Source organism: Janthinobacterium sp. GW822-FHT07H11 (assembly GCF_058798615.1).
This window is the reverse complement of sequence record NZ_CM179507.1, coordinates 4,009,331-4,033,753: the sequence shown is the minus strand read 5'-3', so window position 1 is coordinate 4,033,753 and position 24,423 is coordinate 4,009,331. Positions and strand designations below refer to the sequence as shown.

General features: G+C 65.8%; 17 protein-coding genes. 4 read left to right on the top strand and 13 right to left on the bottom strand.

Annotation, left to right across the window (positions count from 1 at the left end; translation table 11 throughout):
- Window positions 1–113 precede the first annotated feature (113 nt).
- Window positions 114–2,399, top strand: a complete 2,286-nt coding sequence (locus AC3RCJ_RS17790; RefSeq protein WP_492958320.1) for a TonB-dependent receptor domain-containing protein — start codon at window positions 114–116, stop codon at window positions 2,397–2,399.
- On the opposite strand, the gene AC3RCJ_RS17785 is transcribed toward AC3RCJ_RS17790, so the two are convergent.
- Together AC3RCJ_RS17785 and AC3RCJ_RS17780 are read right to left on the bottom strand one after the other, a co-directional pair.
- On the bottom strand, window positions 2,396–3,439 hold the full coding sequence (locus AC3RCJ_RS17785) for an SMI1/KNR4 family protein (protein WP_492958322.1): 1,044 nt from the start codon (window positions 3,437–3,439) through the stop codon (window positions 2,396–2,398). The genes AC3RCJ_RS17790 and AC3RCJ_RS17785 overlap by 4 nt on opposite strands.
- A complete protein-coding gene (locus tag AC3RCJ_RS17780; protein ID WP_492958324.1) occupies window positions 3,439–4,413 on the bottom strand; it encodes a thymidylate synthase in 975 nt (324 codons plus the stop codon). Before AC3RCJ_RS17780 ends, AC3RCJ_RS17785 begins: the two co-directional genes overlap by 1 nt.
- 159 nt (window positions 4,414–4,572) lie before the next feature.
- On the opposite strand from AC3RCJ_RS17780, the gene AC3RCJ_RS17775 reads away from it, so the two are divergent.
- Entirely contained in the window at window positions 4,573–7,356 is a 2,784-nt protein-coding gene (locus AC3RCJ_RS17775; protein ID WP_492958326.1) for a bifunctional diguanylate cyclase/phosphodiesterase, read from the top strand.
- A 159-nt stretch (window positions 7,357–7,515) separates the two neighbouring features.
- Window positions 7,516–8,958 (top strand): OmpP1/FadL family transporter, encoded by a 1,443-nt coding sequence (locus AC3RCJ_RS17770; RefSeq protein WP_492958328.1) that lies wholly within the window; start codon window positions 7,516–7,518, stop codon window positions 8,956–8,958.
- 277 nt (window positions 8,959–9,235) lie between these two features.
- Here the strand turns inward: AC3RCJ_RS17770 and AC3RCJ_RS17765 are convergent, their stop codons facing one another.
- From AC3RCJ_RS17765 to wrbA, 9 genes are read right to left on the bottom strand one after another with little or no spacing between them, the layout of a single operon-like run.
- Window positions 9,236–10,327, bottom strand: a complete 1,092-nt coding sequence (locus AC3RCJ_RS17765; RefSeq protein ID WP_492958592.1) for a threonine aldolase family protein — start codon at window positions 10,325–10,327, stop codon at window positions 9,236–9,238.
- A gap of 27 nt (window positions 10,328–10,354) precedes the next feature.
- Window positions 10,355–11,029, bottom strand: coding sequence for a leucine efflux protein LeuE (gene leuE / locus AC3RCJ_RS17760; RefSeq protein ID WP_492958330.1), 675 nt, complete (start codon window positions 11,027–11,029; stop codon window positions 10,355–10,357).
- 2 nt (window positions 11,030–11,031) lie between these two features.
- Entirely contained in the window at window positions 11,032–12,894 is a 1,863-nt protein-coding gene (locus tag AC3RCJ_RS17755) for an ABC transporter transmembrane domain-containing protein (protein ID WP_492958332.1), read from the bottom strand.
- Window positions 12,895–12,930: 36 nt separating this feature from the next.
- Window positions 12,931–14,007, bottom strand: coding sequence for a lipocalin-like domain-containing protein (locus AC3RCJ_RS17750; RefSeq protein WP_492958334.1), 1,077 nt, complete (start codon window positions 14,005–14,007; stop codon window positions 12,931–12,933).
- Window positions 14,007–16,613, bottom strand: coding sequence for an ABC transporter permease (locus AC3RCJ_RS17745; protein ID WP_492958335.1), 2,607 nt, complete (start codon window positions 16,611–16,613; stop codon window positions 14,007–14,009). The genes AC3RCJ_RS17750 and AC3RCJ_RS17745 overlap by 1 nt, the downstream gene beginning before the upstream one ends.
- Window positions 16,601–17,029, bottom strand: a complete 429-nt coding sequence (locus tag AC3RCJ_RS17740; RefSeq protein ID WP_492958337.1) for a DUF4124 domain-containing protein — start codon at window positions 17,027–17,029, stop codon at window positions 16,601–16,603. The genes AC3RCJ_RS17745 and AC3RCJ_RS17740 overlap by 13 nt, the downstream gene beginning before the upstream one ends.
- The gene (locus AC3RCJ_RS17735; protein WP_492958339.1) at window positions 17,026–18,441 is read right to left on the bottom strand and encodes an FAD-binding oxidoreductase; all 1,416 of its coding nucleotides are present in this window, start codon (window positions 18,439–18,441) and stop codon (window positions 17,026–17,028) included. The genes AC3RCJ_RS17740 and AC3RCJ_RS17735 overlap by 4 nt, the downstream gene beginning before the upstream one ends.
- The gene (locus tag AC3RCJ_RS17730; protein ID WP_492958594.1) at window positions 18,438–18,848 is read right to left on the bottom strand and encodes a DUF2069 domain-containing protein; all 411 of its coding nucleotides are present in this window, start codon (window positions 18,846–18,848) and stop codon (window positions 18,438–18,440) included. Before AC3RCJ_RS17730 ends, AC3RCJ_RS17735 begins: the two co-directional genes overlap by 4 nt.
- Window positions 18,848–19,456, bottom strand: a complete 609-nt coding sequence (wrbA, locus tag AC3RCJ_RS17725) for an NAD(P)H:quinone oxidoreductase (protein WP_492958341.1) — start codon at window positions 19,454–19,456, stop codon at window positions 18,848–18,850. Before wrbA ends, AC3RCJ_RS17730 begins: the two co-directional genes overlap by 1 nt.
- A gap of 67 nt (window positions 19,457–19,523) precedes the next feature.
- Between wrbA and AC3RCJ_RS17720 the strand changes: the two genes are divergently transcribed.
- The gene (locus tag AC3RCJ_RS17720) at window positions 19,524–20,900 is read left to right on the top strand and encodes a YihY family inner membrane protein (protein WP_492958343.1); all 1,377 of its coding nucleotides are present in this window, start codon (window positions 19,524–19,526) and stop codon (window positions 20,898–20,900) included.
- Between the two features lie 79 nt (window positions 20,901–20,979).
- On the opposite strand, the gene AC3RCJ_RS17715 is transcribed toward AC3RCJ_RS17720, so the two are convergent.
- On the bottom strand, window positions 20,980–22,983 hold the full coding sequence (locus tag AC3RCJ_RS17715; RefSeq protein ID WP_492958345.1) for a DUF6630 family protein: 2,004 nt from the start codon (window positions 22,981–22,983) through the stop codon (window positions 20,980–20,982).
- Window positions 22,984–23,012: 29 nt separating this feature from the next.
- Window positions 23,013–24,410 carry a PoNe immunity protein domain-containing protein gene (locus AC3RCJ_RS17710; RefSeq protein ID WP_492958347.1) on the bottom strand — a complete coding sequence of 466 codons (1,398 nt, stop codon included), beginning with the start codon at window positions 24,408–24,410 and terminating at the stop codon, window positions 23,013–23,015.
- Window positions 24,411–24,423: the final 13 nt, after the last annotated feature.

Genomic DNA, 24,423 nt, shown 5'->3' with positions numbered 1-24,423 from the left:
AATAACAATGGTTCGCATTTGCTTTGCGTATCGGGGTCATGGCATGCTTTCAATGTGCTCTCACGCTGCGGCGTAGTGCTTCATCCGTAGCGTCTCGATTACTTTTTAGCCAAATGCATAAACTTCTTTTCCATTGCCTGGCGGGCGGCGGCCTGCTCGTTTCCGGCGCCGCCGTCCAGGCGCAAACCGTCAACGGCGATACCGTCGTCAAGCCCGCACCAGCACCAGCACCGGCCAAGGCGCCGGCTGCCGAGTCTCCACCTTCCGTCAGCGTGACGGCCGAACGTCCCACGGGCCGCATCGACCGCCAAGTCTACGACGTCAAGTCCGACGTGGGCAGCAGCAACGGCACGGCGGCCGATGCCTTGAACAATGTGCCGTCGGTGGCCGTCGATCCCGACGGGGCCGTGTCCCTGCGCGGCAGCAGCAATGTGCAGATCTTGATCGATGGCAAGCCGTCGGCCATGCTGCAGGGCGATGCGCGCGGCGCCACCCTGAACGCCATGGCGGCCGACGATATCGAGTCCGTGGAAGTGATCAACAACCCCGGCGCCCAGTTCGGCAACGAGGCCGGTGGCGGGCCTATCCTGAACCTGGTGATGCGGCGCAACCGCAAGCCAGGCGGCTTTGCCACCGTCAACGCGAATGCGGGCATCGCCGGGCGCTACAACAGTTCCGTCTCCGGCAGCTACAATGAAGGGCCGTGGGGCTACCAGGGCGGCATCAATGTGCGCCATGACGGGCGTAATTCCGTGGGCGAGGTCAGCCGCGAGCGCCTGGAGCGTGGCACCGGCGCGTTCGCTCCCAGCAGCCAGCAGTCCACCAGCAATGGCTTGAACGATGCGCTGGGCTTGCACGGCACCGTGAATTACAACCTGAACACGAATGACACGCTGGCCGCCAGCATGTCGTACAACGGCCGCAGCAACGACCAGCGCTCGCTGGACCGGTATATCAATGGCGACAGCACGGGCAGCACCATAGCCGACTATGTGCGCAGCACCGTGCGCAACGGCGACAGCCGTAACTACAGCTGGGGCGCGCGCTACGACCACAAGGGAGAATTGCCGGGCGAAACCCTGAAGATCGACCTGCGCGTGTCTTCCTCGACCAACGAGAGCGACAGCGATTACGCGAATACCTATGCGGTTGCGCCCGTGAACGCCTTCGACAGCCGCGCGCGCCAGCACAGCGAGACGGGCAACCGCATCGTCGACTTCAGCGGCGACTACGAGCGTCCGCTGGCGGGCGGCACGGCCAAGCTCGGCTACAAGGTGGCCGACAACCAGAGCAGTTTCGACACGGTATATACGGACATTAACCCGGCCAGCCTGCTTGCCACCGTCAATCCCATGCGCAGCAACCGTTTCGAGCTCGACGAGCGCACCGTCGCGCTGTACGGCTCCTACCAGATGCGCCTGAGCGAGCGCTGGGGCGCGCTGGCCGGCTTGCGCGCCGAATACACGGACTTGACCGTGCGCCAGATCACCAGCGGCGTCGAGGCCGGCAACAACTACGTCAACTACATTCCCAGCCTGTTCGCCACCTATAAGGTCAGCGACGAGAGCAACTTGCGCTTCAGCTATGCGCACCGCCTGCGCCGCCCCAGCGCGGGCGACCTGAACCCCTACGTGGTCTACCGCGACGAATTCAATGTGTCGGCCGGCAACCCGAAGCTGAAACCGACGCAGACGGACTCGTTCGAAATCGGCTATGAAACGAAGATCGCCGGCCTGGAAAGCAGCTTGCGCGCCTACCACCGGCGCGACACGGACGCCATCGTCGATTACCGCTACTTTATCAGCGACAACGTGCTGCTGACGACGCGCGAAAACGGCGCAGGCAGCCATTCGAGCGGCCTGGAGTTCAGCGTCAGCGGCAAGCTCACGCCATCGCTGACCCTGAACACGAGCGGCAACCTGGCGCGCAGCCAGCAAACGAGTTCCGACGACCTGGGCAACCGCAGCACGCGCACGGCGAATGCCCTGAGCGGCCGCGCGCGCCTCAATTACCAGATCGATCCGGCCAACCAGCTGCAACTGGCCCTGCAAATGCAGGGCAAGATGTTGTCGGGGCAAGGCTACCGCTCGCCGAACAATACCTTGAACCTCAGTTTGCGCCACACGGTGACGCCGCAATTGAGCCTGGTCATGAATGTGACCGATGTGTTCAGCAGCAACAAGATGGAAACCGTCATCAACAGCGCCTCCCTGCGCGAGACGAGCACGCGGCGCTTCGATGGGCGGATGATTTACGTGGGGCTGTCGTACCGCCTCGGCGGCGCCACGTCGGCGGCGAAAGAGGGTGAGCGGGAACCGCGTTTCGGTCCGCCGGGCGGACGGGGGCCGGGCGGCCCTGGCGGTCCCGGCCCGGGCGGGCCGGGTGGTGAGGCAGGCTAGGCCGCCAGCGCGATCTGGTGCAGGAAGTCGATGAAATCGTCCGTGTGCAGCTCGAAGCGCCATCCGCCCGTGCCATGTTCGGCGCGGTACACGGGCAAGTCGCCGTCGATGCTTCTTTCTTCCAGGTGCACGCAGTACGGGTCGCCGCCCGCATCGGCTATCACCACCAGCTTCGGCGGCCAGGCCGCGATAGTGCGCAGGCTCACGGCATCGACGGCGTAGCCGTGCTGGGCCTTCACCAGCTCGGCCGCACCGTACAGGTGCAGGCCCTGGGGGAAGCGCTTGCCGTCGACATGCACGCGCAGCGGCGAATACCATTCCAGGAAGCGGCGGTAGATCTCCGGCAAGACCCAGTGCGCGTCGATCCCGGCCATGTCCGCGGCGCTGGCGAGCGTCAGCCAGTTCGACGGTTGTGCCAGGTCCTGTGCGCGCTGGCGCCGCTGCGCCAGGTTGCGCTCCAGGAAGGCGGCGGCCATTTCCAGGCGCGACAGCGGCCGGGTCAGCGCCTCATGCCTGGCGGGCGCCTTGTAGCCTGCGCCGTCAGGGTAGCCATCCGCTTGCCAGGCCAGCACGGCGTCGAGCCGCAGCTGTTCCGCCTTCCAGTGGCCGGGATCGGACGGCAAGCCCGCATCGAACGGCTGGCGGCTGAACACGGCCAGGCTCTTGATCGCCCTGGCCCGCACTTCCAGGCGCGTGGCGCCGGACGCTGCCAGCGCCACCAGCGGCGCATACGCCTCCACGCCTATGCTTTTCAGCAAGCCATCGACGGCCCGGTAGGCCAGCTCGGGCTGCTCCAGTGCCCAGGCGAAAAAGGCCGCATGCTGGCTGCCTTCCACCAGGTGCACGATATCGCTCATCAGGAAGGCGCGCCAGTGCAGCAGTTGCCCGTCGCGCGCATACGCCGTCAGGATATCGAGCACGGCCAGCCGGTCCTCGCCGGCGTGTTTTTTCAGCAGCCGGTCTTTCAGTTTGGAAAACTTGACCCCGTCCGTTTCGTCAAACAGCTTGCGGTGCAGGGCGGCCAGCGGCGGTGCCGCCATCAGACGGCCATCGCGGCCTTGATGGGCGCGTGGTGTTCATAGCCTTCCAGCGAGAAATCCGACGGTTCGATCTTTTCCAGCCATTCCGGCTCGTACTTGCCCGTCTTCGCGTAGTCGGGCACGCGGTCTGAAATGATGAACTTCGGCGCGGGGAACGGCGTGCGCTTCAGTTGTTCTTCCACCATGTCGAGGTGGTTTTCATAGATGTGGGCGTCGCCGATGAAATACGTGAACCAGCGCGGCGTGTAGCCCGTCAGGCGCGCCACCAGGTGCAGCAGGGCCGCGCCTTCGGCGATGTTGAACGGCGTGCCCAGGCCGATATCGTTGCTGCGCACATATAGACACAGCGAGATTTCACGCGTGCTGGCATTCGGGATGAACTGGTACAGCAAATGGCAGGCGGGCAGGGCGACGGCGTCCAGCACGGCCGGATTCCAGCCGTGGAACAGGATGCGGCGGCTGCCCGGGTTCGTCATGATGGTGTCGAGGCACTCGCGCAGCTGGTCGACGGCCTTGTACAGCAAGACTTTTTGCACGCCGTCCTCGACGATGGGGGCAATCAAGGTAAAACCGTTCGCTTGCGCGTCGGCGATCTGTGCCGGCTGGTCGGCGGCCAGCAGTTTATACGCGGGCCATTGACGCCATTGCACGCCATACACGGGACCGAGGTCATCCTCGCCTTCGCGGTAGGGATTGGCCAGCCATTGCGCGTTTTCATTGGCGTTCTGGTCCCACACCTTGCAGCCGAGCGCGCGGAATTCGGCCGCATTGCGCGAGGCGCGCAGGAAGGCGCACAATTCGCCGATCACGGATTTGAAAGCCAGTTTCTTGGTCGTTACGGCAGGGAAATTGCCGTTGGCCAAGTCGAAACGCATCATGGCGCCCGGCACGCTCAGGGTGCGGATGCCCGTGCGGTTGTCTTGCCAGCTGCCCGTTTCGAGGACGGTCTTGATCAAATCTTGATATTGCTGCATGTATTTCTCCAACGGTAAGGATGGTGATTGTAACGCAGGAGCATCAGGCGGACAGCGGGCCGCACACATAATTACACCGTCGCGTCACCTGCATACATGACTCTGTGGTAATTTGTGTATCCCTAAAGAAATAATATAGAAACGGTAGAAACTGGCACCATGTTCTTGCGACAATTTGTAAACAATAATAACGCCGCCATGGTGGAAATGAGCAGGGCCGATTTCTTCAAGGCCAACCTGCGCCTGATCCTGGCCTGGCCCCTGCTGGGCCTGGCCCTGTGCGCCGTGCTGTGGACGGCCACCCTGCTGCAGCTGGAAGCGGAAAAGAAGGTGGCGCAGCAGCAGGCGCTCGACAGCGTCGCTTCGCAGGCCAAGGCGTATAGCCAGTATCTGCTGCGCACCCTGGAGCAGATGGACCAGCTGACCCTGCAGCTCAAGTATGAATGGGAAAACTCGCACGACCACTTGCGCCTGGACCAGTTGAAGACGCAGGGCATGTATGCTTTGCCGCAATTTGCCATCGTCGCCATCCTCGACCGCAAGGGCCAGGCCGTGACGGCCACGGCGCCCTTGCAGCGGCTGCGCGCGAACGAGCGCAGCGACTTCCTGTTGCGCCACTGGCGCAGCAATTCCAGTGCGCTGCGCATCGCGCTGGGCAGGCAAAACGATGCCGTGGATAAGGCCGGGGAAGAGCGCCTCGTGCATTTCACGCGCCGCCTCGAAGACGAAGACGGCAATTTCGATGGCGTACTGCTCATTTCCATCCATTCCAGCTATTTTTCGGAATTCTACGACAGTGTCAATTTCGGCAAGTTCGGCATGTCCGCCATGGTGGGCGAGGAGGGGGAGCTGTTCAGCATGCGCCTCGGTTCCAAGGTCTTGCCCGTCCATGCCAGGCAAGGCACGCCCTTTCTCGATACCAGTTTCCTGGAGGCGGACAGCGGCGCCCTGCAATCGGGCGGCAGGGTGGCTTTTTCCGACAAGCACGACCGCTTCGTCGGCTGGCAGGCGCTGAAAGCCTATCCCTTCACGGCGCTGGTGGGGCTGGCGGAGGGGGAAATGCTGCATCCTTACCAGGAGACGCGCACCATCTACATGGGCATCGCGGCGGCCGTCAGCCTCTTGCTGCTGGCCTTTACCGTGATTGCGACGGTGCTGTCCCTGCGCCTGGCCTGGCGCCACCACCAGTCCGAAGGGGTGCGCAACGCCTACCGCATGGCCACCGAAGGCACCAGCGACGGCTTTTATATCATTGCCGCCCTGCGTGGCGACGATGGCGCCATCGCCGACTTCGAGATCGTCGATTGCAACGAGCCGGGCGCCGGCTATTTTGGCGTGCGCCGCGAGCAGTTGCTGGGCATGCGGCTGCAGTCGCGCGCGCATGAAGCGTATTTCCGCGACCTCATCCATAACTACCGGGCCGCCATGCAGTCCGGCTTTTCCGAGGAAGAGATTGAGTTGCCGGACGGTAATCCGTTCAAGCTGCGCTGGATACGCCGCCGCCTGGTGCGCAGCGGCGACCGCCTGGCCGTCACCTTGCAGGATATCAGCAGCGCCAAGGAGCATGAGCGCGACTTGCGGCGCCTGGCCAATGAAGATGGCTTGACGGGCTTGCCCAACCGCTACTGGCTGCAGCAGTTCCTGCCCGGGGCGCTGGCGCGCGCCGCCATCGCGCAGCAGATGCTGGCGCTGCTGTTCATCGACCTCGACGGCTTCAAGGACATCAACGACACGCAGGGGCACGCCGAGGGCGACAAGGTGCTGCGCGCCGCGTCCCTGCGGCTGAAGGCCGTGCTGCGGCCGGGCGACCACGTGGTGCGCCTGGGCGGCGACGAATTCGTCGTCGTGCTCGACCCGGTGGAGGATGACAGCCGCGCCGAGCAGGTGGCGCAGCGCATCGCCATCGCCTTCGACGAGCCGTTCTACCTGGGCAGCGAACGCCACAAGATGGGCGCATCGGTCGGCATCAGCCTGTATCCGCGCGATGGCGCCGAGACGGACGTGCTGCTGAAGAATGCCGATATCGCCATGTATGCCGTCAAGGTGGCGGGCAAGGGCCACCACCGCTTTTTCCAGCCCGAGCTGTTCGAAACCATCCGCAACCGCCGCGAACTCGAGCAAAGCCTGGTGGCGGCGCTGGAACAGGACCAGTTCCTCGTCGTCTACCAGCCGCGCGTCGATGCCGTCAGCGGCCAGCTGTGCAGCATGGAGGCGCTGGTGCGCTGGCGCCATCCCGTGCACGGCATGGTGCCGCCGCTGGAATTCATCCCCGTGGCCGAAAGCAGCGGCCTCATTTCGCAGCTGGGCGAAGTCGTCATCGAAAAGGTGTGCCAGCAGATGGCGTACTGGAAGGCCTGCGGCCTCGAACTGGTGCCCGTGTCGATCAACGTCTCGGCGCGCCAGTTCGGGCGCGGCGACGTGCACCAGGTGCTGGCGTCCGCGCTGGCGCGCCACCGCATCGATGCGCGCCTGATCGAGGTCGAGATCACGGAATCGGCCATGATGGATGAGCAGAACCGCGCCGTGGAGCAGCTGTCGGCCATCCGCGCGCTGGGCGTGCGCCTGCTGGTCGACGATTTCGGCACCGGCTACTCTTCGCTGTCGCAGCTGCAGAAGTTCGCCATGGACGGCCTGAAGATCGACCGCGCCTTCACTATGGAGCTGGGCCGCTCGGAGCAGGGCGAGGTCTTCGTGCGCGCCATCCTGTCCATGGCCCATGCGCTGGGCATGAGCGTGGTGGCCGAAGGCGTGGAAACGCGCGAGCAGCTCGACATCTTGCGCGTGCTCCAATGCAATGAAGTGCAGGGCTATTTCATCTCGCGTCCCGTGCCTGCCGAGCAGATGCTGGAGCTGATGCGCAAGCGCTTTTTGATACCGCTGCCAGCCCCGGTATTGTCCCCGTATGGCATGGCGCAGAGTGAGGAAAACAACACTGTTTCATAAAAAGAGCGAACGTTCGCTTTTTTCTAAAAAATATTATATGCTTCGCTCATGCCGTCAGTGAATTGGAGTTCGCAGCGGCAAGAACAGCGCAAGACGGGTGAGGTTGAGCTACCCGGGACAATGTGACGAAGACATTTCATATAATAAAGAGAGACTAACTTGAAACATAAATATCTGCCCCTCCTCATCGCCGTCGCATGCGCCGGCTTCGCTTCCACCGCCCAGGCTTCCGGCTACCGTTTTGGTTCGCAAAGCGTGTCCGCCCAGGGCACGGCCGACGCCAGCGGCGCCGAAGCGGCCGACGCCTCGACCATTTTCTACAACCCGGCCGGCATGTCGCGCCTGGAAGGCACGCAGTTCGTGGGCGGTGGCACTTTGGTGGTACCGCATTCGACGTTCCAGGACAAGGATTCCTTCAATTTCCTGCGCACGCCGACGGGCGGCACGACCAAGGACTACGCGCCGGATGCGGTCTTCGCGCCAGCCGTGTACGCCAGCAAGAAGATCAATGAGCAATGGACCGTCGGCATGGGCCTGTTCGTGCCCTACGGCGCCAAGCTCGACTATGGCAACAGCTGGAGCGGCCGCTATGCGATCACCAACATCAAGCTCGAAGCCATCGCCCTGAATCCTTCCGTGGCGTTCAAGCTGGACCAGCATCACTCGTTCGGTTTCGGTATCACGGCCGAATACATGAAGGCGGAACTGGGCCAGGCCGTGGACGTGCCAGGTTCGGTCTCTTTCCTGCGGGAGCATGCGCCAGCCGCATCGACCGCTTTCCTTACGAATATCCTCAAGACCCAAGGCATGGACGCCTTTAATGCCGCCAAAACCGCCCTGTTTACAGCCAAGGATGGCCACGCCTCGATGGATGGCGACGACTGGGGCTTCGGCTTCAATCTGGGCTACCTGTACCAGATGAATGAAGGCACGCGCTTCGGTATCTCCTACCGCTCGTCGATTTCGCACAAGCTGAAAGGCGACACGATCTGGGACTTCTCGCAAGTGTCGAACAATGCGGCCGTGAATGGCTTCATCAGCGCCGCATCGGGCAAGGTCAACTCCAAGGCGCTGGTCGAACTGCGCACGCCGGAAACCGTATCGATCAATGCTTTCCACCAGATGGACGATAAGTGGGCTTTGATGGGCGACGTCACCTGGACCCGTACTTCGCGCCTGCAGAACCTGGACATCCAGTTCCCGCCGACGGCCGAAGGCCCGGAACGCATCCGCCAGAACTGGAAAGACACCTACCGCGTCTCGCTGGGCACCAACTACAAGTACAGCGAAAGCCTGTTGCTGCGCGCCGGTATCGCCCACGACCAGGCGCCCGTGCGCAGCGCGGAACTGCGCCACCCGGCCTTGCCGGACAGCGACCGCATGCAGTATTCGATCGGCGCGAACTGGAAGCTGAACGCCAATTCCTCGCTCGACCTGGCCTACAGCTATATCGACTTCAAGGATGCTGACGTCAATTACAAGAATGGCTGCGGCCCCGTGCCGCCGCTGTCTAACGGCTGCACCGGCAACGGTGAAACCACCAAGGGCCTGTTCAAGACCCGCATGCAGTTGATCGGTCTCGCTTATAACTACAAGTTCTAAGCAGGTAGTGGCGGCCAACCCGGCCGCCATGAAATGAAAAAAGCGCCTTCGGGCGCTTTTTTTTGGTGACGACGGCGGTGGTGGTGTCGGGTTACGCGGTACGCGCTAACCCGACCTGCGCAGGTGGCGCGTTGTTGGGCGCGGTAGGGTGTAGGTCGGATTAGCGTGGCGAAGCCGCGCGTAATCCGACGGTATTGTTGGCTATGGCTATGGCTGTGGCTGTGGTGTTGTCGGGTTACGCGCTGTGCGCTAACCCGACCTACCCGACCTGCGTTGCTCATGTTCTGGCGCGCATGGCCTGGTCCAGCAGGCTCAGGGCATGCCGCACGCTGTCGTCCGGCATGTCCAGCACATTATCCCCCACATACCATTCCACCACGCTGTGCCCGGGGAGCGCCGCGTGGCTGGCGCGGCCGAACAGCCAGATGCCGTGCTTTTCGGCCAGCTGGTTGCGGATGGCGATGGCCCGCTCGCGCGAGACGGGCAGGTGCAGGTGCAGCATATTGGCCTGCGGCCGGGCAGGGTTGACGGCGATCGCCGGAAAGTCGCGCAGCAGTGCGTACAGCCACTGCGTGCGGGCGAAATAGCGGGGCATGGCGGCGATGCGCGCCTCGAACTGCATGGCGGCGGCCACCACGTAGGGCGTGCGGTGCACGATGTTGCCGCCCTGGCGGCGGAACCATTCGCGCGCCCGCTCGACAAACGGACGGCTGCCGGCCAGCATGGCGCCGCCGAGGCCGCCGATGCCCTTGTACAGCGACACATACACGGAATCAAAGCCGTCGCAGATGGCGGACAGGGGCCGCTCAAAACCGGCTTGCGCCTCCCACAGGCGCGCGCCATCCATGTGCAGGTGGATATTGTGCTCGCGGCAGTGCCGCTTGATCTCGCCCAATTCATCCCAGCCGGGGCACTGGCCGCCGATCTCGCGCATCGGCAGCTCGAGCTGCGCGGCGCCCAGCGCATCGGGCACGGCGCGCAGGTCGTCCGCCGTCCACGGGCGGTGCGGGTCGCCGATCATCAAACCCTTGAAGTGATCGAGCAATTCATGGTTGCCCCGCTCGTGGCGCAGGATGTGCGACGTCGGGTGCAGCGCGACCAGGCGCGAACCGCGGTCCTGGCAGGCCAGGCGCAGGGCCGTGACCTGCGTCATGGTGCCCGTGATGCAGAATACGGCCGCCTCGACGCCGAGCAGGCTGGCGACCTTGTTCTCGAACCGCTCGATCAGCGCGCCCTCGCCATAGGTGTCGTGCGCAACGTCGTTGGCCTCGCACCAGGCGGCCATGGCGGCGAAGGTGGCCGCTGGCGTCGGCTGGCGGTGGCCCGGCAGCACGGTATGGCAGCGCTGGCGCAGCTCAATCTCGGTCAAGGCGGTCACGGCGCGTCTCCGGTACAGTTACAGTGTGGCCGTGGCGAGCTTCGCGCCGAAGCCGATGAACATGGCGCCCACGCCGCCGCCCATGCCGGCCGACAGGCGGCGACGGCGGCGGAAGGTCTCGGCCAGGCGGGCGCCGACAAAGATGATGGCCGTCAGATAGGTAAAACTGATCACCTGGCAGATCAGGCCCAGGCCGATGAAGGACAGCACGGGATTCGGGAAGGCCGGATCGACGAACTGGATGAAAAACGAGATGAAGAACAAAATCGCCTTCGGGTTCATCAGGCTGATGATCAGCGCCTTGCGGAACGGGTCGCTTTCCTTGACGGGAGCCGCTTCGGTCGCCGCGACACCGTCGGCCGGTGCGGGGGCGCGCAGCTTGCGCCAGCAGCCTATCAGCATCTGCAGGCCGATCCAGCCCAGGTAGGCCGCGCCGATGTATTTCACGACATAGAACAGGGCCGGGCTGGCTTTCAGCAGCGAGGCCACGCCGCAGGCCGACAGCACCATCAGTATCAGGTCGCCGGCGAAGATGCCGAAGGCGCCCTGGTAGGCGGGCCGCACGCCGCGCTGGGCGGCGACCGACAGCACGTACATGGAATTGGGGCCGGGCAGGATGACGATGAAGATGGTCCCCAGTAAAAAGGTCCAGAAATCGGTGATGCCCAGGTTGGCGTGGAAAAGTGCGTTCATGATTATTCCGCTGGATGGAGTTGTACGTGATGAAATTGCAGTGCAGCAAGATTCGCATAGATGCCGCCGAGCGCAACCAGCGACGCATGCGTGCCCGTCTCGACGATCTTGCCGTCTTCCATGACGACGATGCGGTCGGCGCGCTGCACGGTCGCCAGGCGGTGCGCGATGATGACGGTGGTGCGGCCCACCATGGCCGCTTCCAGCGCCTTTTGCACCAGGCGTTCCGATTCCGCGTCCAGCGCGCTGGTCGCTTCGTCGAGCAGCAGCAGCGGCGGGTTTTTCAGCAGGGCGCGGGCGATGGCGATGCGCTGGCGCTGGCCGCCGGACAGGCGCACGCCCCGTTCGCCGAGGAAGGATTTGTAGCCGTTCGGCAGGCGCTCGATGAATTCGTGGGCGGCCGCCATTTTCGCGGCCGCGATGACTTCCTCGTCGCTGGCGCCGGCGCGGCCGTAGCGGATGTTTTCCATGGCGTCGGCCGAGAAGATCACCGTATCTTGCGGCACGATGCCGATGGCGTCGCGCAGGGTGTGCAGGTCGAGTTGCTTGATGTCGACGCCGTCGAGGCGGATGCTGCCGCTTTGCGGGTCATAGAAACGTAAAAACAGCTGGAACAGCGTGGTCTTGCCGGCGCCGGAAGGACCGACGACGGCCACCGTTTCGCCGGCGCGGATGTCAAGGCTGACGTGGTCCAGCGCATGGGTGTCGGGGCGTGACGGATACGAGAACATGACGTCGTCCAGCGACAGCGAAGCGCCGTTCGCGGCGCGCGCGGGCAGCGGCAGGGGCCGGGCGGGCGACTCGATTTCCGATTTGACGGCCATCAATTCCAGCAGGCGCTCGGTGGCGCCGGCGGCGCGCTGCGCTTCGCCCATGACTTCAGACAGGGCGCCGATGGCGCCGGCCACGATGGACGCATACAGGATGAACTGGCCCAGGTCGCCGCCCGTCATCGAACCTTCCAGCACGGCGCGCGCGCCCAGCCACAGGACAAACACGATGGTGCCGAAGACCAGCAAGATGGCGATCATGGTCAAGAGGGCGCGGGCGCGGATGCGGCGCATGGCCGTCATGAAGGCGCCTTCGACGGAGTCGCCGAAGCGTTTCGACTCGATCTTCTCGTGCGTAAACGCCTGCACGGTGGGCATGGCGTTGAGGATTTCGCCGGCCATGGCCGAGGCGTCGGCGATGCGGTCCTGCGAATCGCGCGACAGCTTGCGCACACGGCGGCCAAACACGATGATGGGCACGACGACGAGGATCAAGAGGCCGATGATGATGCCGGCCAGCTTGGCGCTGGTGACGAACAGCATCACCAGGCCACCGAGGAACAGCAGCACATTGCGCAGCGCCATCGAGATGCTGGTGCCGACCACGGCCTGTATCAGGGTCGTGTCGGTGGTGATGCGCGACAGCACTTCGCCCGTCTGCGTGGTTTCAAAGAATGCGGGGCTTTGCGTGACGACGTGGCGGTACACGGCGCTGCGGATGTCGGCCGTGACGCGCTCGCCCAGCCACGACACCGTATAAAAGCGCGCCGCCGTGGCCAGCGCCAGGATGGACGCCACGCCGAACAGGGCGAGGAAGACCAGGTCGACGTGCTGAATGCTTTTCGAGCCGGCCGCGCCGCCGAAACCGAGGTCTATCATCTGCTTGAAGGCGGCAGGAATGGCCAGGGTCGAGGCGGCGGCCACCACCAGGGCGATACCGGCCAGGAAGAACTGCTTGCGGTACGGCGTCAGAAAGGGCATCAAGCCCCGGAAGGCGGCCAGGCTGCCTTTCTTCAGTTCGCGGCTGGTGCCGGTGTCGAGAGTCGGTGTGGCGGTTGCTGTACTCGTGCTGCCTGTTTCTGTGCTGGTTGTCATTGTTTTTCGCTTAGGATTTACTGTATTTTGTACTGCTTATAACTTCATCGGTTGCACGTAGCCCGTCATTTCCAGGTAGGCGCGCCCCACGGGCTGGCCGTCGCGCTCCACCGTCACGGCGCCTTCCCAGTACACGGCCCCCGTCGAGCGGCGCGAATCGAGTTCCTGGTCGGCTTGCAGCGGCTTGATCTGCCAGCGCGTGGCACCGGTGCGGATCTCGGTGGCGACCGGGTACTCGGCCTGCGTGCGGGGCGAGCGCCACAGCTGCGTGGGCGTGAAATCGACGTCCCCGGGCGCGAACTGCGTCATCTTGCCGGACGCATCGCGCCATGTCGCGTGCGCCCATAGTTTAGCACCTGTCTTGCTGCGGATCTGGAAGGCCATCAGGGCGCCGCCGTCATCGAGGTTGGCGCCTATCCAGTTCCAGCCGCTGGCGTCCGCATCGAGCACCTGGCTCGACCACTCGTGATCAAGCCAGGTGGTGCCCGTCACGGCTTCCGGCTTGCCGCCCGCGCGGGCGATGGTGCCCGTGGTACGCAGCTGCGGCTCGCTGTAATAGTAGCTCGATTGCGCGGGACGCGCGCCCTTGCGCGAATAGCCTTTCTCTCCCTGCAGCAGCACGGGCTGCGTGGGGGCCAGGGTCAGCTGCAAATTGAAATCGCGCGCGGCCAGGCTGACCCGGTAGCTGCCGTCGGCCTGGCGCTGCATGCGCCAGTCGTCGAGTTTCACGTCCGTGTCGCCCACCTTGGCGTAGGCCAGGCCGAAGCCCTCGCGCGCGCTTTTCTCGTCGTGCAGCAGCTTGCCCACCTTCGGGTCGGACAGGGCCGCATGGCCGATGATCAGCTGCTTCGGCGCGAAGGCGCTGGGGTTGTCGGTATCGGCGGCCGTGGCGCTGCGAAAGAAGGTCACCTGGTAGCCCAGCTGCTCGCCGCCGGCGGTCTTGACCCAGCCGGTGGCGTACCACCATTCCGTTTTATACGCGGGATGGGCGCCGAAGTCGTGCGGCAGGCGCAGGGCCTGGCCGGCAGGCAGCGGCGTGACGGGGGCGAAAACGGGCGGCGCGGCGACGGCGGCGGCGCCGCAGAACATCAATAAACAAGTCAAGCGGCGCATTACCAGTCCTCCCTGACGGCGCGGATGGGGCCAGCGGACAGGGCTTGCCTGCCCGCGACGAGGGCGGTGAGGGCGGCTGCCGCCAGCAGGGCGGCGGCCACGCTGGCGATCAAGGGCCAGGGCAGGTGCAGTTGCATGGTCCAGTGGAACGATTGCGGGTTGACGATGAAGACCAGCACAAAGCTGATCAACAGGCCCAGGACAAAACCGGTGGCGATGCCCAGCGCCGTCAGCGCGCCGCCTTCCAGCGCCAGGATGGACAATATCTGCCCCTTGGTCACGCCCACGTGGCGCAGCATGCCGAATTCGCGCGCGCGCGCCAGCGTCTGGGCCGAGAACGTGGCGGCCACGCCGAACAGGCCGATGACGATGGCGATCGCTTCCAGTAAATACGTGACGGCGAAGCTGCGGTCGAAGATCTGCAGGCTCAGGGCGCGGATGGCCGACGGATTCGACACTTCCAGGCTGGCGCCGAAGGGCAGGGTTTTCAGGCGCTGCTGCAATTGTTCTCCCGTGACGTCCTTGTCCAGCCACAGGGCGGCATCGCTGACATCGAGGTCGCCCGTCAGGGCGCGGTAGGTGGCCAGCGGCATCTGGATGGAGCCGCTGGAACGCGCGTAGTCGCGCCAGATGCCGGCGATGAAGAACTGGTGCAGGCCGCCCGCCAGCGGCAGGGAAATCATTTGCCCCGCTTGTTTGCCATACAGGTCGGCGGCCGCCTCCGACAGCCACACGGGTTTGCTGCCTGGCGGGACGGGCAGTGATACGCCCACCAGCACCATGCTCTTGCCCGGGTCCTGCAAATGGATGGGGCGTGCCAGCAATACCACGTTGGGCCGGTCGGGCGCCAGCGAGAGCGAGCGCGTGCGCAGGAAATCCGCCTTGGCCACGCCGGGCAGCGCGGTGATGGCGTCCTGCTCGCGTGGATTCAGGCCCGCCGTGCTGCCGCCGGCGGCCGTGCGCGCATACACGTCGGCCGGCAGGATCTGCAGCAGCCAGTCGTCGACGGAAACGCGGAAGCTCGACACCATGATGGCCATGGCCACCATCAGGCTAAAGCTCGACAGCACGCCGCCCAGGGCGATGCCGGCCTGGCCCGAGGCATTCGCCAGGCGCGCCAGGGTCAGGCTGCGCACGGGCGCGTACCCGCTGGCGTCCGTGCGCAGCCATGCCGCCTGCGCGGCGCGGAAGACGACGGCCGCCAGCTGCGGCATCAGGGCGATGGCGCCGATCAGCAGGAGGGCGATGGACAGATAGCCGAACAGGGGCAGCTCGAAGACGGGCGGCAGCAACGTCAAGGCGCCGGCCAGCAGCAGGCAGGCCAGCGCCGGCCAGGTCTTGGCCAGGCGCGTCGTCACGACTTCCTCGCTGCCCGATTTCAGGGCGATCGCGGGGGCGGCGCGCGCCGCTTCCAGCGCGGGCGCGGCGCAGCCCAGCAAGGCCACGCCCAGGCCCAGCGCGAAATACACGCAGGCGGCGACGGGCGTGAACTGCACCTGCGGCTGCACGCCAGCGAAATAGCCGGCGCCCAGGTCGCCGCCGAAGAAGCGCAGGGCGACGGCGGCCATGGCGTAACCGCCGGCGATGCCCAGGCCGGCGCCGACCACGCCCAGGCTGGCGCCCTCTAACAGCACCTGGCGCAGCAATGGTCCCCGTTCCATGCCCAGCACGCGCAGCAGCGCGAACTGGCTGCGGCGGCGGATGACGGACAGCGCCTGCGTGGAAAACACGAGGAAGGCCCCGGTAAACAGGGCGACCAGGGCCAGCACCGTCAGGTTGACGCGGTAGGCGCGGCTCAGGTTATTGTTGCGGCTATTCTGGTTCTCGTCGTTGGGCTGGCCGACGCGGAAGCGCCCCGGGTACTGCGCTTCGAGCGCGCTGCTCAGCGCGGCCTGGAAGGCGTCGCGGTTGACGCCCTGGCGCAGTTTCAGGTCGATGCGCGACAGCTTGCCCAGCTTGTTGAAGCGCCACTGCGCTGCGCCGATATCCATCACGGCGATGCGCTGGCCGGCGCGCGCGCGCTGCAGCGAACCGGCCACGCGCAGCGACACGCTGCCCGTGCCCGATTGCAGCGAGAGATTGTCGCCCTGGGCCAGATGCAGCCAGCGCAAGGCGGCGGGCGACAGGAAGATGGCGTCGTCCGCCAGGGTGTCGAAGGGCTGGCCGTCGGCGGGCGCGCCGATCAGGTCGGGCGAGATGAAGCCGGCGCGGAAGACGTCGAGCGCCAGGATGTGCAGCGGGGCGCCATCCTGGCCGCTTTTGCCGGTGACGCCGGCCTGCAGTTCCAGCACGGGCGAGGCCATGGCCACGCCGTCGCGCCGGGCCAGCCACGGATAGACGGCTTCGTCGAACAGCGCTTCGCGCCCGGCCACCTGCACGTCGGCCTGGCCGGACAGGCTTTTCACGGCCGTGGAAAATTCATTGAAGGCGGCCGCGTTGATCAGGTGGATGGCAAAGCCCAGCGAGACGCCGACGGCGATGGCGACGATGGCGACGACGGCGCGCACGGGATGCGCGCGCCATTCGCCCAGCAGCAGCCAGCGCGACAGCAGGGCTTGCGATGCCCGCGCTGCCTGGCGCACGTTCGGCACGTTCAATTCAGGCATTCGACGGCCAGCCGCTCGCCGGCACGGCGCGCCTTGGTTTGCGCCGCGTCGCGGGTCCTGTCACCGGCGCCGACGGCGTCCTGGGCCGCCCATTTTTGCTCCAGGCGCAGCTGGGCGCAGTGTTTTTCACGCGCCTGCGCCTGTTTCGCGGCCCGCGCACGGGCATCGTCCTCGCGCTGTTCGCGCTGCTTGCGGGCAAATTCCAGCTGGCTGGCCACGCGCTCCTGGCGCGTGGCCGCGCCCTTGTCGACGGCGGGCGGGGGCGGCGGCACTTCGAGGATCTGCAGCTGCCCGCCCGTGCACGGCGTGGCGCCATAGCTGGTCTGGCCATCCTTTACGCATTTGTAGACGTCCTGCGCGCCGGCATGGCCGGACAGCAGGGCCATGGCGCACAGCAGCAGCGCTGGCGTTTTCACAGGATTTTCCCCGGGTTCATGATGTTGTGCGGGTCCAGCGCCTGCTTGATGGCGCGCATCAGCTGCATTTCCAGCGGCGATTTGTAATGGGCGAGATCGGCCTTTTTCAGGGCGCCGATGCCGTGTTCGGCCGAGATGGAACCACCAAAAGCGTGGACCTGGTCGTGCACGATGCGGTTGATGGCGTCCTGGTTGGCGAGGAAGTCGCCATCCGTCATGCCGGCTGGCGGCGCCACGTTGTAATGCAGGTTGCCGTCGCCCAGGTGGCCGAAGCACACGAGTTGGCAGCCGGGGAAAGCGCTTTCCAGGGCCGCATCCGTGACGGCGATGAAGTCGGCGATGCGGGAAATGGGCAGCGAGATATCGTGCTTGATGTTCTTGCCCGCCTGCGCCTGCGCCAGCGGAATGTGTTCGCGCAGCTGCCACAGGCCTTCCGATTGCGCCACCGAGCTGGCGACGACGGCGTCGGCGATCAATTCGTCTTCCAGGGCCGCGCCTATGCTCGCTTCCAGCAATTCCACGGCATGCGCCTCGGACTGGCTGCTCGATAATTCGAGCAGCACATATTGGCCATGCGGCTCGGCGAAGGGACGCGGCAGCTGCGGGAACTGCTGCGCCACCAGTTGCAGGCAATACTGCGACATCAGTTCAAAACCCGTCAGGCTGGCGCCGCAATGGTCTTGCATCAGCGAAAGCAGGCGCAGGGCGTGGGCGGGCGAGGGCATGGCGGCCAGCGCCGTGATGCAGGCTTTCGGCTGCGGATACAGCTTCATCACCGCGCCCGTGATGACGCCCAGGGTGCCTTCGGCGCCGATGTACAGGTCGCGCAAATCGTAGCCGGTATTGTCCTTGCGCAAACCGCGCAAGCCGCTCCAGATTTCGCCCTGCGGCGTGACCACTTCCAGTCCCAGGCACAGCTCGCGCGTGTTGCCATAGCGCAGCACGGCCGTGCCGCCCGCATTCGTCGCCAGGTTGCCGCCGATGGTGCAGCTGCCTTCGGCCGCCAGCGACAGGGGGAACAGGCAACCGGCGGCGGCTGCCGCTTCCTGGATGGTTTGCAGGATGCAGCCCGCGTCGACCGTGATGGTGCGGTTGACGGGATCGAGCGCGCGGATGGCGTTCAGGCGCGCCAGCGACAGCACGACGGCCGTGCCGGCGGCATCCGGGATGCTGCCCAGCACCAGGCCCGTATTGCCGCCCTGCGGCACGACGGGAATGCGCCATTGCGCGCAGGCGCGCAGGATTGCGGCTACTTCGTCCACCGTGGCGGGGCGCAGCACGGCCAGCGCCTTGCCGGTGAACCGGTCACGCCAGTCGGTGAGGAAGGGCGCCATGTCGGCAGCCTGGGTGAGGACATAGGTGTCGCCCAGCAGCTCGCGGCAGGCGGCGAGGAAATCGGCTTTTTCAGTCATTTCTTGATGCTCACTTTGGTCACTTTTTCCAGCAGTTCTTTGGCCATGCGCTTGGCGGCCTTTTTATACGGGCGCAGATACAGCACGGCGCAGACGAAATAGATGCAGACGATGGCCGCCTCGCCCCAGGCCATGAGGGCCGAGGTGGGGTTGGTGTCGCTGTAGCCGCGCACCACGCCCTCGGTAAAATACAGCAGGATCACCATCGACGACCATTGCAGGGTGTAGACGTCGCGCTTGATGACGCCATACAGTGGGATGAGCAGGGGCGCGGCCTTCAGGGCCACCCAGGAGCCGCCCGGCTTCAGCGGCGCGGCGACGGTTTCCCACAGCACGCACCAGACGATCAGGGTGGCGAGGCTGGCGATGGCGCCCCAGTGAAAATACTTGTGCAGTACGCCGTGCATCATGCGCCCGCCAGTTTCGCGGCGTTTTCCGCCAGGCGCCGGCCCAGGGCCATGGCCAGGCGCTTTTCATCGTCGCTCAAGGCCTTGTCGCCGGCGATGCCCGACCAGTGCGTGGCGCCGTAGGGCGAGCCGCCCGTGGAAGTGGTCATCAGTTCAGGATGCGTGTAGGGCAGGCCCATGACCAGCATGCCGTGGTGGAAAAGGGGGATCATCATCGACAGCAGGGTCGATTCCTGGCCGCCATGCAGGCTGCCCGTGGACGTGAACACGCAGGCCGGCTTGCCGGACAGGCTGCCGGCCAGCCAGTCGCTGGCCGTGCCATCCCAGAAGTACTTCATGGCGGCGGCCATGTTGCCGAAGCGTGTGGGCGACCCCAGGGCCAGGCCCGCGCACTCCTGCAGGTCGTCGAGTTCCACGTAGGGCGCGCCGTCCAGCGGCACCTCGGGCGCCGTGGCCTCGGCCACCGTGGAGACGGCGGGCACGGTGCGCAGGCGGGCATCGCAGCCGGGCACGCTTTCCACCCCCTGGGCTATGAGCTCGGCCAACTGGCGCGTGGCGCCATGGCGTGAATAAAACAATACGAGAATAATCAGATTGGTTGGCTTCATCATTGGTATTATAGGGCGCTTTACAGCCTGATACGACTGCTGTCATGGCGCCGTCCTGATTCCGCACATGTTTTCAAAATATATACTTCCTTTTTTTCAATACCTGTTCCGCACGGCCAGCCTCGGCCTGGACGTCGTGCGCGGCATGACGTGGTCCGAAGCGCGCGACCTGCTGCAGTTCGCGCGCCGCCGCGTGCGCGAGGAAAGCCTGCCGCAAGTGGCGGGCAGCCTGACGTTTGCCACCGTGTTCGCGCTGGTGCCGCTGCTGACCCTGGCGCTGGCGATCTTCACTACCTTCCCCCTGTTTAATACCTTCCGCCACGCGCTGGAAGATTATTTCGTGCAAAGCGTGATGCCCAAGGGCATTTCGAACACCATCCTCGACTACCTGACCACGTTCGCCTCGAAGGCCACGCGCCTGTCCGCCATCGGCGCGGGCGCCCTGATTTTCACGTCGGTGACGATGATGGGCCTGATCGAGCGCGTCTTCAACCGCATCTGGCGCGTGCGCCAGGAGCGCCGCTGGACCAAGCGCCTGCTCGTCTACTGGGCCATCGTCACCCTGGGCCCGCTGCTGGTGGGCGTGTCGCTGACGGTGACCTCGCGCCTCTTCATGGCCACCAGCGGCGTGGTGGGCGCCGTGCCTTTCCTCGGCACCGTGTTCTACACGCTGGTGTCGATCGGCCTGACCATGCTGGCGTTTACCTTGCTGTACATCGCCGTGCCGAACCGCGACGTGGACTGGCGCGACGCGGCCTGGGGCGGCTTGCTGGCGGCGCTGGCCTTCGAACTGGCGAAGCGGGGCTTCGGCGAATTCATCCAGGAGTTTCCCAGCTATTCGCGCATCTATGGCGCGCTGGCCGCCTTGCCGCTGTTCCTCGTATGGATCTACCTGAGCTGGATGATCACCCTGGTGGGCGCCTTGCTGGTGGCGGCCCTGCCGGTCGTCAAGTACGAGCGCTGGTGGTACGAGGCGGCACCGGGCAGCGAATTCGTCGACGCTGTCGCCATCCTGAAAGTGCTGCACCACGCCTGCCACTGCGCCGATTCCGCGCTGGTGGGCGCGGCCGACATCCGCCGCAGCACCCGCCTGGGCTTCGAAGAGATGGAAACCCTGCTCGACAAGATGGTGCAGCAGGGCTGGGTAGGGCGCGTGAACGTGGAGGGCGCCGTGCGCGTGCAGTGGGGCAAGCGCGTGGCCGACAGTTCCGACCACTGGGTCTTGCTGGGCAATGTCAACCGCATCAGCCTGGCCGACGTCTACCGCCTGTTCGTCTTCGGCGGCATGCGCGTCAATTCCGGCTATCCGGCCGGCTCCACCAACGAGCGCGACATCAAGGCGGCCGAAGAAGCTGCCGCGCTGGCGGCGCAGGTGGAAAACGCCGTGGAAGAGGGGCTGGGCATGAGCCTGGCCCAGCATTTCGGTGCCGTCAAATGCGGCTGAGTCGCCTTTGGCGCCTGTCCCGGCAGGGAGCGCCTTCTGAGGCGCGCCAGCGGGAGAGGCATTCGTCTACCGGGATAGCTTATGAGTAGATTGCTGGCCGCAAGGCCGCCTGCAACCCCACCTTGCTGAACGCGGCCGCATCCTGCGCCCGCACCACGCCCAGATAATACGTGTCTTCGCCGCCGTGCAGATTGACCAGGCGCAGCTGATGCGGCGCCAGGTGGCGGGCGATGGCGGCCAGGCCCTCGGCCATGGCGTCGCCATCCTCGCGCTGCGCCCAGGTAAAGTCGCGCAGCGCGGGCAGGCCGATATGCTGGCCTATGCGCGGCACTTCGTCGACCGATTTCCAGTCCAAGGTGGTGCCGTGGCCCAGCGCATCGGCGGCCGTGGACCAGAGCAGGAAGAAGCACGCCGCCGCGGGCGTATCGCCTTCGTATTCCTCTGCCGGGTCGTCCTCGGCCAGCTCTTCGAGCGTGAGGTCCACGCAGCGCGCGGCCAGTGCCGCGTCGCCCAGCAGGAGCAGGGCTGCCAGGGCGCGCAGCTGCTCGCGGTCGGCTTGCGCCAGGATCTGCGCGGGCGTGAAGCTGCGGCGCTTGGCGGGTTTTTTCTCGGGCTTTTTCTTGCCCAGGCCGAGGGACTCGCTCAATTGCGCCGTGATGGCCGCCTTGAAGTTCTCCACGGTGTCGAACTGCTCGAGCAGCCGGCCCGTGAAATCCATGCTCCAGGCCATGCCCTCCTTGACCACATATAAGAAGTCGCCTTGCACGGCCACGCCGCGCAAATGGTGGGCGGGCGGGTACAGGGGCGTGAACGCCAGTTGTCCATCCAGGGTCAGCATGCAGGCGAGACCCTGCGCATCGATGGCGAAGATCAGGTTCTTGCGCAGTTTGGGCGGTGACGAGGTGGTGGCGCAATCGATGGCTTCATACTGGCACGGCGCCAGCAGCTCGCCCTGGCTATTGACCAGGCCAAACAGGAAGCGCCCGGCGATGCGCTGGCTGACGATGGCGATTTTTTTCTTCGTGCCAAAATCCTGCACGGAGCTGTAGGCGGGCGGCACCACCACCTCGCCGGTGGCGTCGAGCACGCCGCAGACATTGCGCTCTTCATCGTGCGTCTGGCGTTCGATGTCGATCAAGCCATCGTCGCGCTGGCAGATGTTGTCCACCCTGTCGATGAGCAGCGCGCCGTCGGGCAGGCGCAGCAGGCGGCTGGCGCCGTCCGCATCGATTCTCTGCAGCAGATGGGGGCTGATCACGTACAGGGCGCCGGGGGACGGCGGCAGCACCACCGTGCCGTTCAGATCCAGCACGCCGTGCGCGTCGGGGGCGTGCGCCGTGGCAAAGGTGATCCAGCCATCGTCCGCATAGTAAACGCCCAGGTCGACATAGCGCTGTGACAGCGGCACGATCCAGCGCCCATACGGCGTGACCAGGCCGGTGACGGCCGGTTCGGCGGCGGCGCTCACCTCATAGCACAGCGCGTCTTCCTCCCATCCCACGATTTCCAGGCCCTGCAGGAACGGTACGTCTTGCGTATCGCGTTCCTCGACGTCGGCCAGCTGCGCATCGGCCGTGGCAGACCAGTAGCCGGTGGCCGGCGATGCGGCGCCGGCGGCCAGCAGGGGCGCCAGGGCATCCCGGTCGCCGCGCAGCAGGGCAAGGTGCAGGGCTTGCGCCTCGGCGCGCAAGGCCTCGAGCGCGGCCGCGTAGTGCGGCGTGCCGATATCGTGCGGGACCAGCTGCACGCAATCGAGGATCAGCCACGCCTGGCCGCCGGCCAGCAGGGCGCTGATGGCGCTGCGCGCGACGATGGCGGCCGCGTCGCGCGGCCTGTCGAGCAGCGCGGATAACGCTTGCCAGCTGGCCTGCGCCTGCGCCGTCGGCGCGGCCAGCACGCAGGCGCAGTCTTCGCCATCGCCGTAGATGGGCCAGGCGACGGCCTGCGTGCCGGCGCCGACGAGCAGCTTGAACAGCATGGGTACGTCCAGCCGCCATTCGGCCAGGCCGGTGACCGTGCCGGCGTCGAAGCCGGCCTGGCCGGGCAGGACGGCGGTGCTGAACAGGGCTGCGGTGTTGATCATTGATATTTGTCTGAAAGTGAACGGGGGACTCAGGGCGCGGGCGGCATGAGCCAGTGGGCCAGCGCGCCGCGCTCCAGGCCCAGGTGTTTGGCCACGGCGGCCGCCTCGAAGGCCCACAGGCCGTAGTAGCCGCCCAGGCCGTGCGCGCGCACATGGCCGTTGAACCAGTCCTCGCGCAGCAGCGCGCCGTGCCAGCTGGCCAGGTAGTGTTGCAGGTGCTCGCGCTGCGCCGCCGGGTCGTCGGCGTCCAGGCACTCGTACAGGGCGGTATACGGCTCGGCGAAATACCATTCGTCGACGGCGGGACGCTGTGGGTCGATGGCCGCCAGCAGCGCTTCGTATACGCCATCTTCGCCATCGAAGGCCGTCTGCAGGGCGGCCAGGCGGGCGGCCAGGTCGTGGCGGCCGAACAGCAGGCTTGCCCCCAGCAGTTGCAGGGTGCGCGCGTAATCGGTCAACTGTTCGAAATCAAAGGCGGGCAAGGCGTCGTCATCGTAGGCGGCGGCCAGGGCCGCGCGCGCCGTTTCGCAGGCGGCGATGGCCGCTTCCAGCGCCGTCTCCACGTCAGGCAAGGGCAGGCCCGCCGTGTAGCGCAGCGAGAAGGCCTGGTAGGCCGTGCTGGCGGCGGCGCAGGCCCAGTAGCCTTCATCGCCGCCATCGGCCTGCGCCTGTGCCTGCGCATAGGCCGCCAGCAGGGCGTCCAGATACGCGAGGTTGCGGGCGAAATCAAACGGGGTGCCGAACGGCGCAGGCGGCGCCTGGCGCGGCGCGCACGGCCAGGGCGCGGACGAGGGCGGGCAGGCGGCGGCGCAATCGCGCTGGATGGCCCAGTCGGCGAAGACTTGCTGCAAATATGCGGCCGTTTCGTCGTCGTGGGCGATGGCGCCGGCGCCCACCAGGGTCGTGCCCAGCAGGGTGTAGCCGGGAAAGCGGCTGCTCTCGTAGGCGATGGTGGTGACGCTCTGGATGGCCTTGCCGTCGCTCAGGTCGCGCACGCGGAAGTACACATCGTCCCAGCCGGCTAGCGGCAGGTCCTGCTGTCCGCCGGGCAGGGTGGTCCAGCTGCCGTCGTCCTGCTCTTCATAGGCGTCCAGCAGTTCGTCGAGGCCACCGGGGCGGTCGATGCGGTTGTTGGCGTCGTATTGCAGGCCCAGTTCGGCGGCAAACGCCGCCGCGTGGCGGCCCTCGAAGACCAGGTACTGGGCGTTCATGGTGCCGGCCAGCAGGTCGGATGCCTGGCCCGCCACCGTCAGCGCCTGCGGCAGCCGGAACCAGTGGTAGCCGGGGATGCCGGCCATGGGGCCGTTTTCGTCCGCTTGCGGATTGGCGCAGCGCAGCTGCTCCAGCCAGTCGTAGCGTTCTTGCCGCTGCGCTTCCGTGCCGCTGCCGCGGCCAGTCAATTCGTCAAACAGGGTATTCAACAACATGTGCATCTATCCT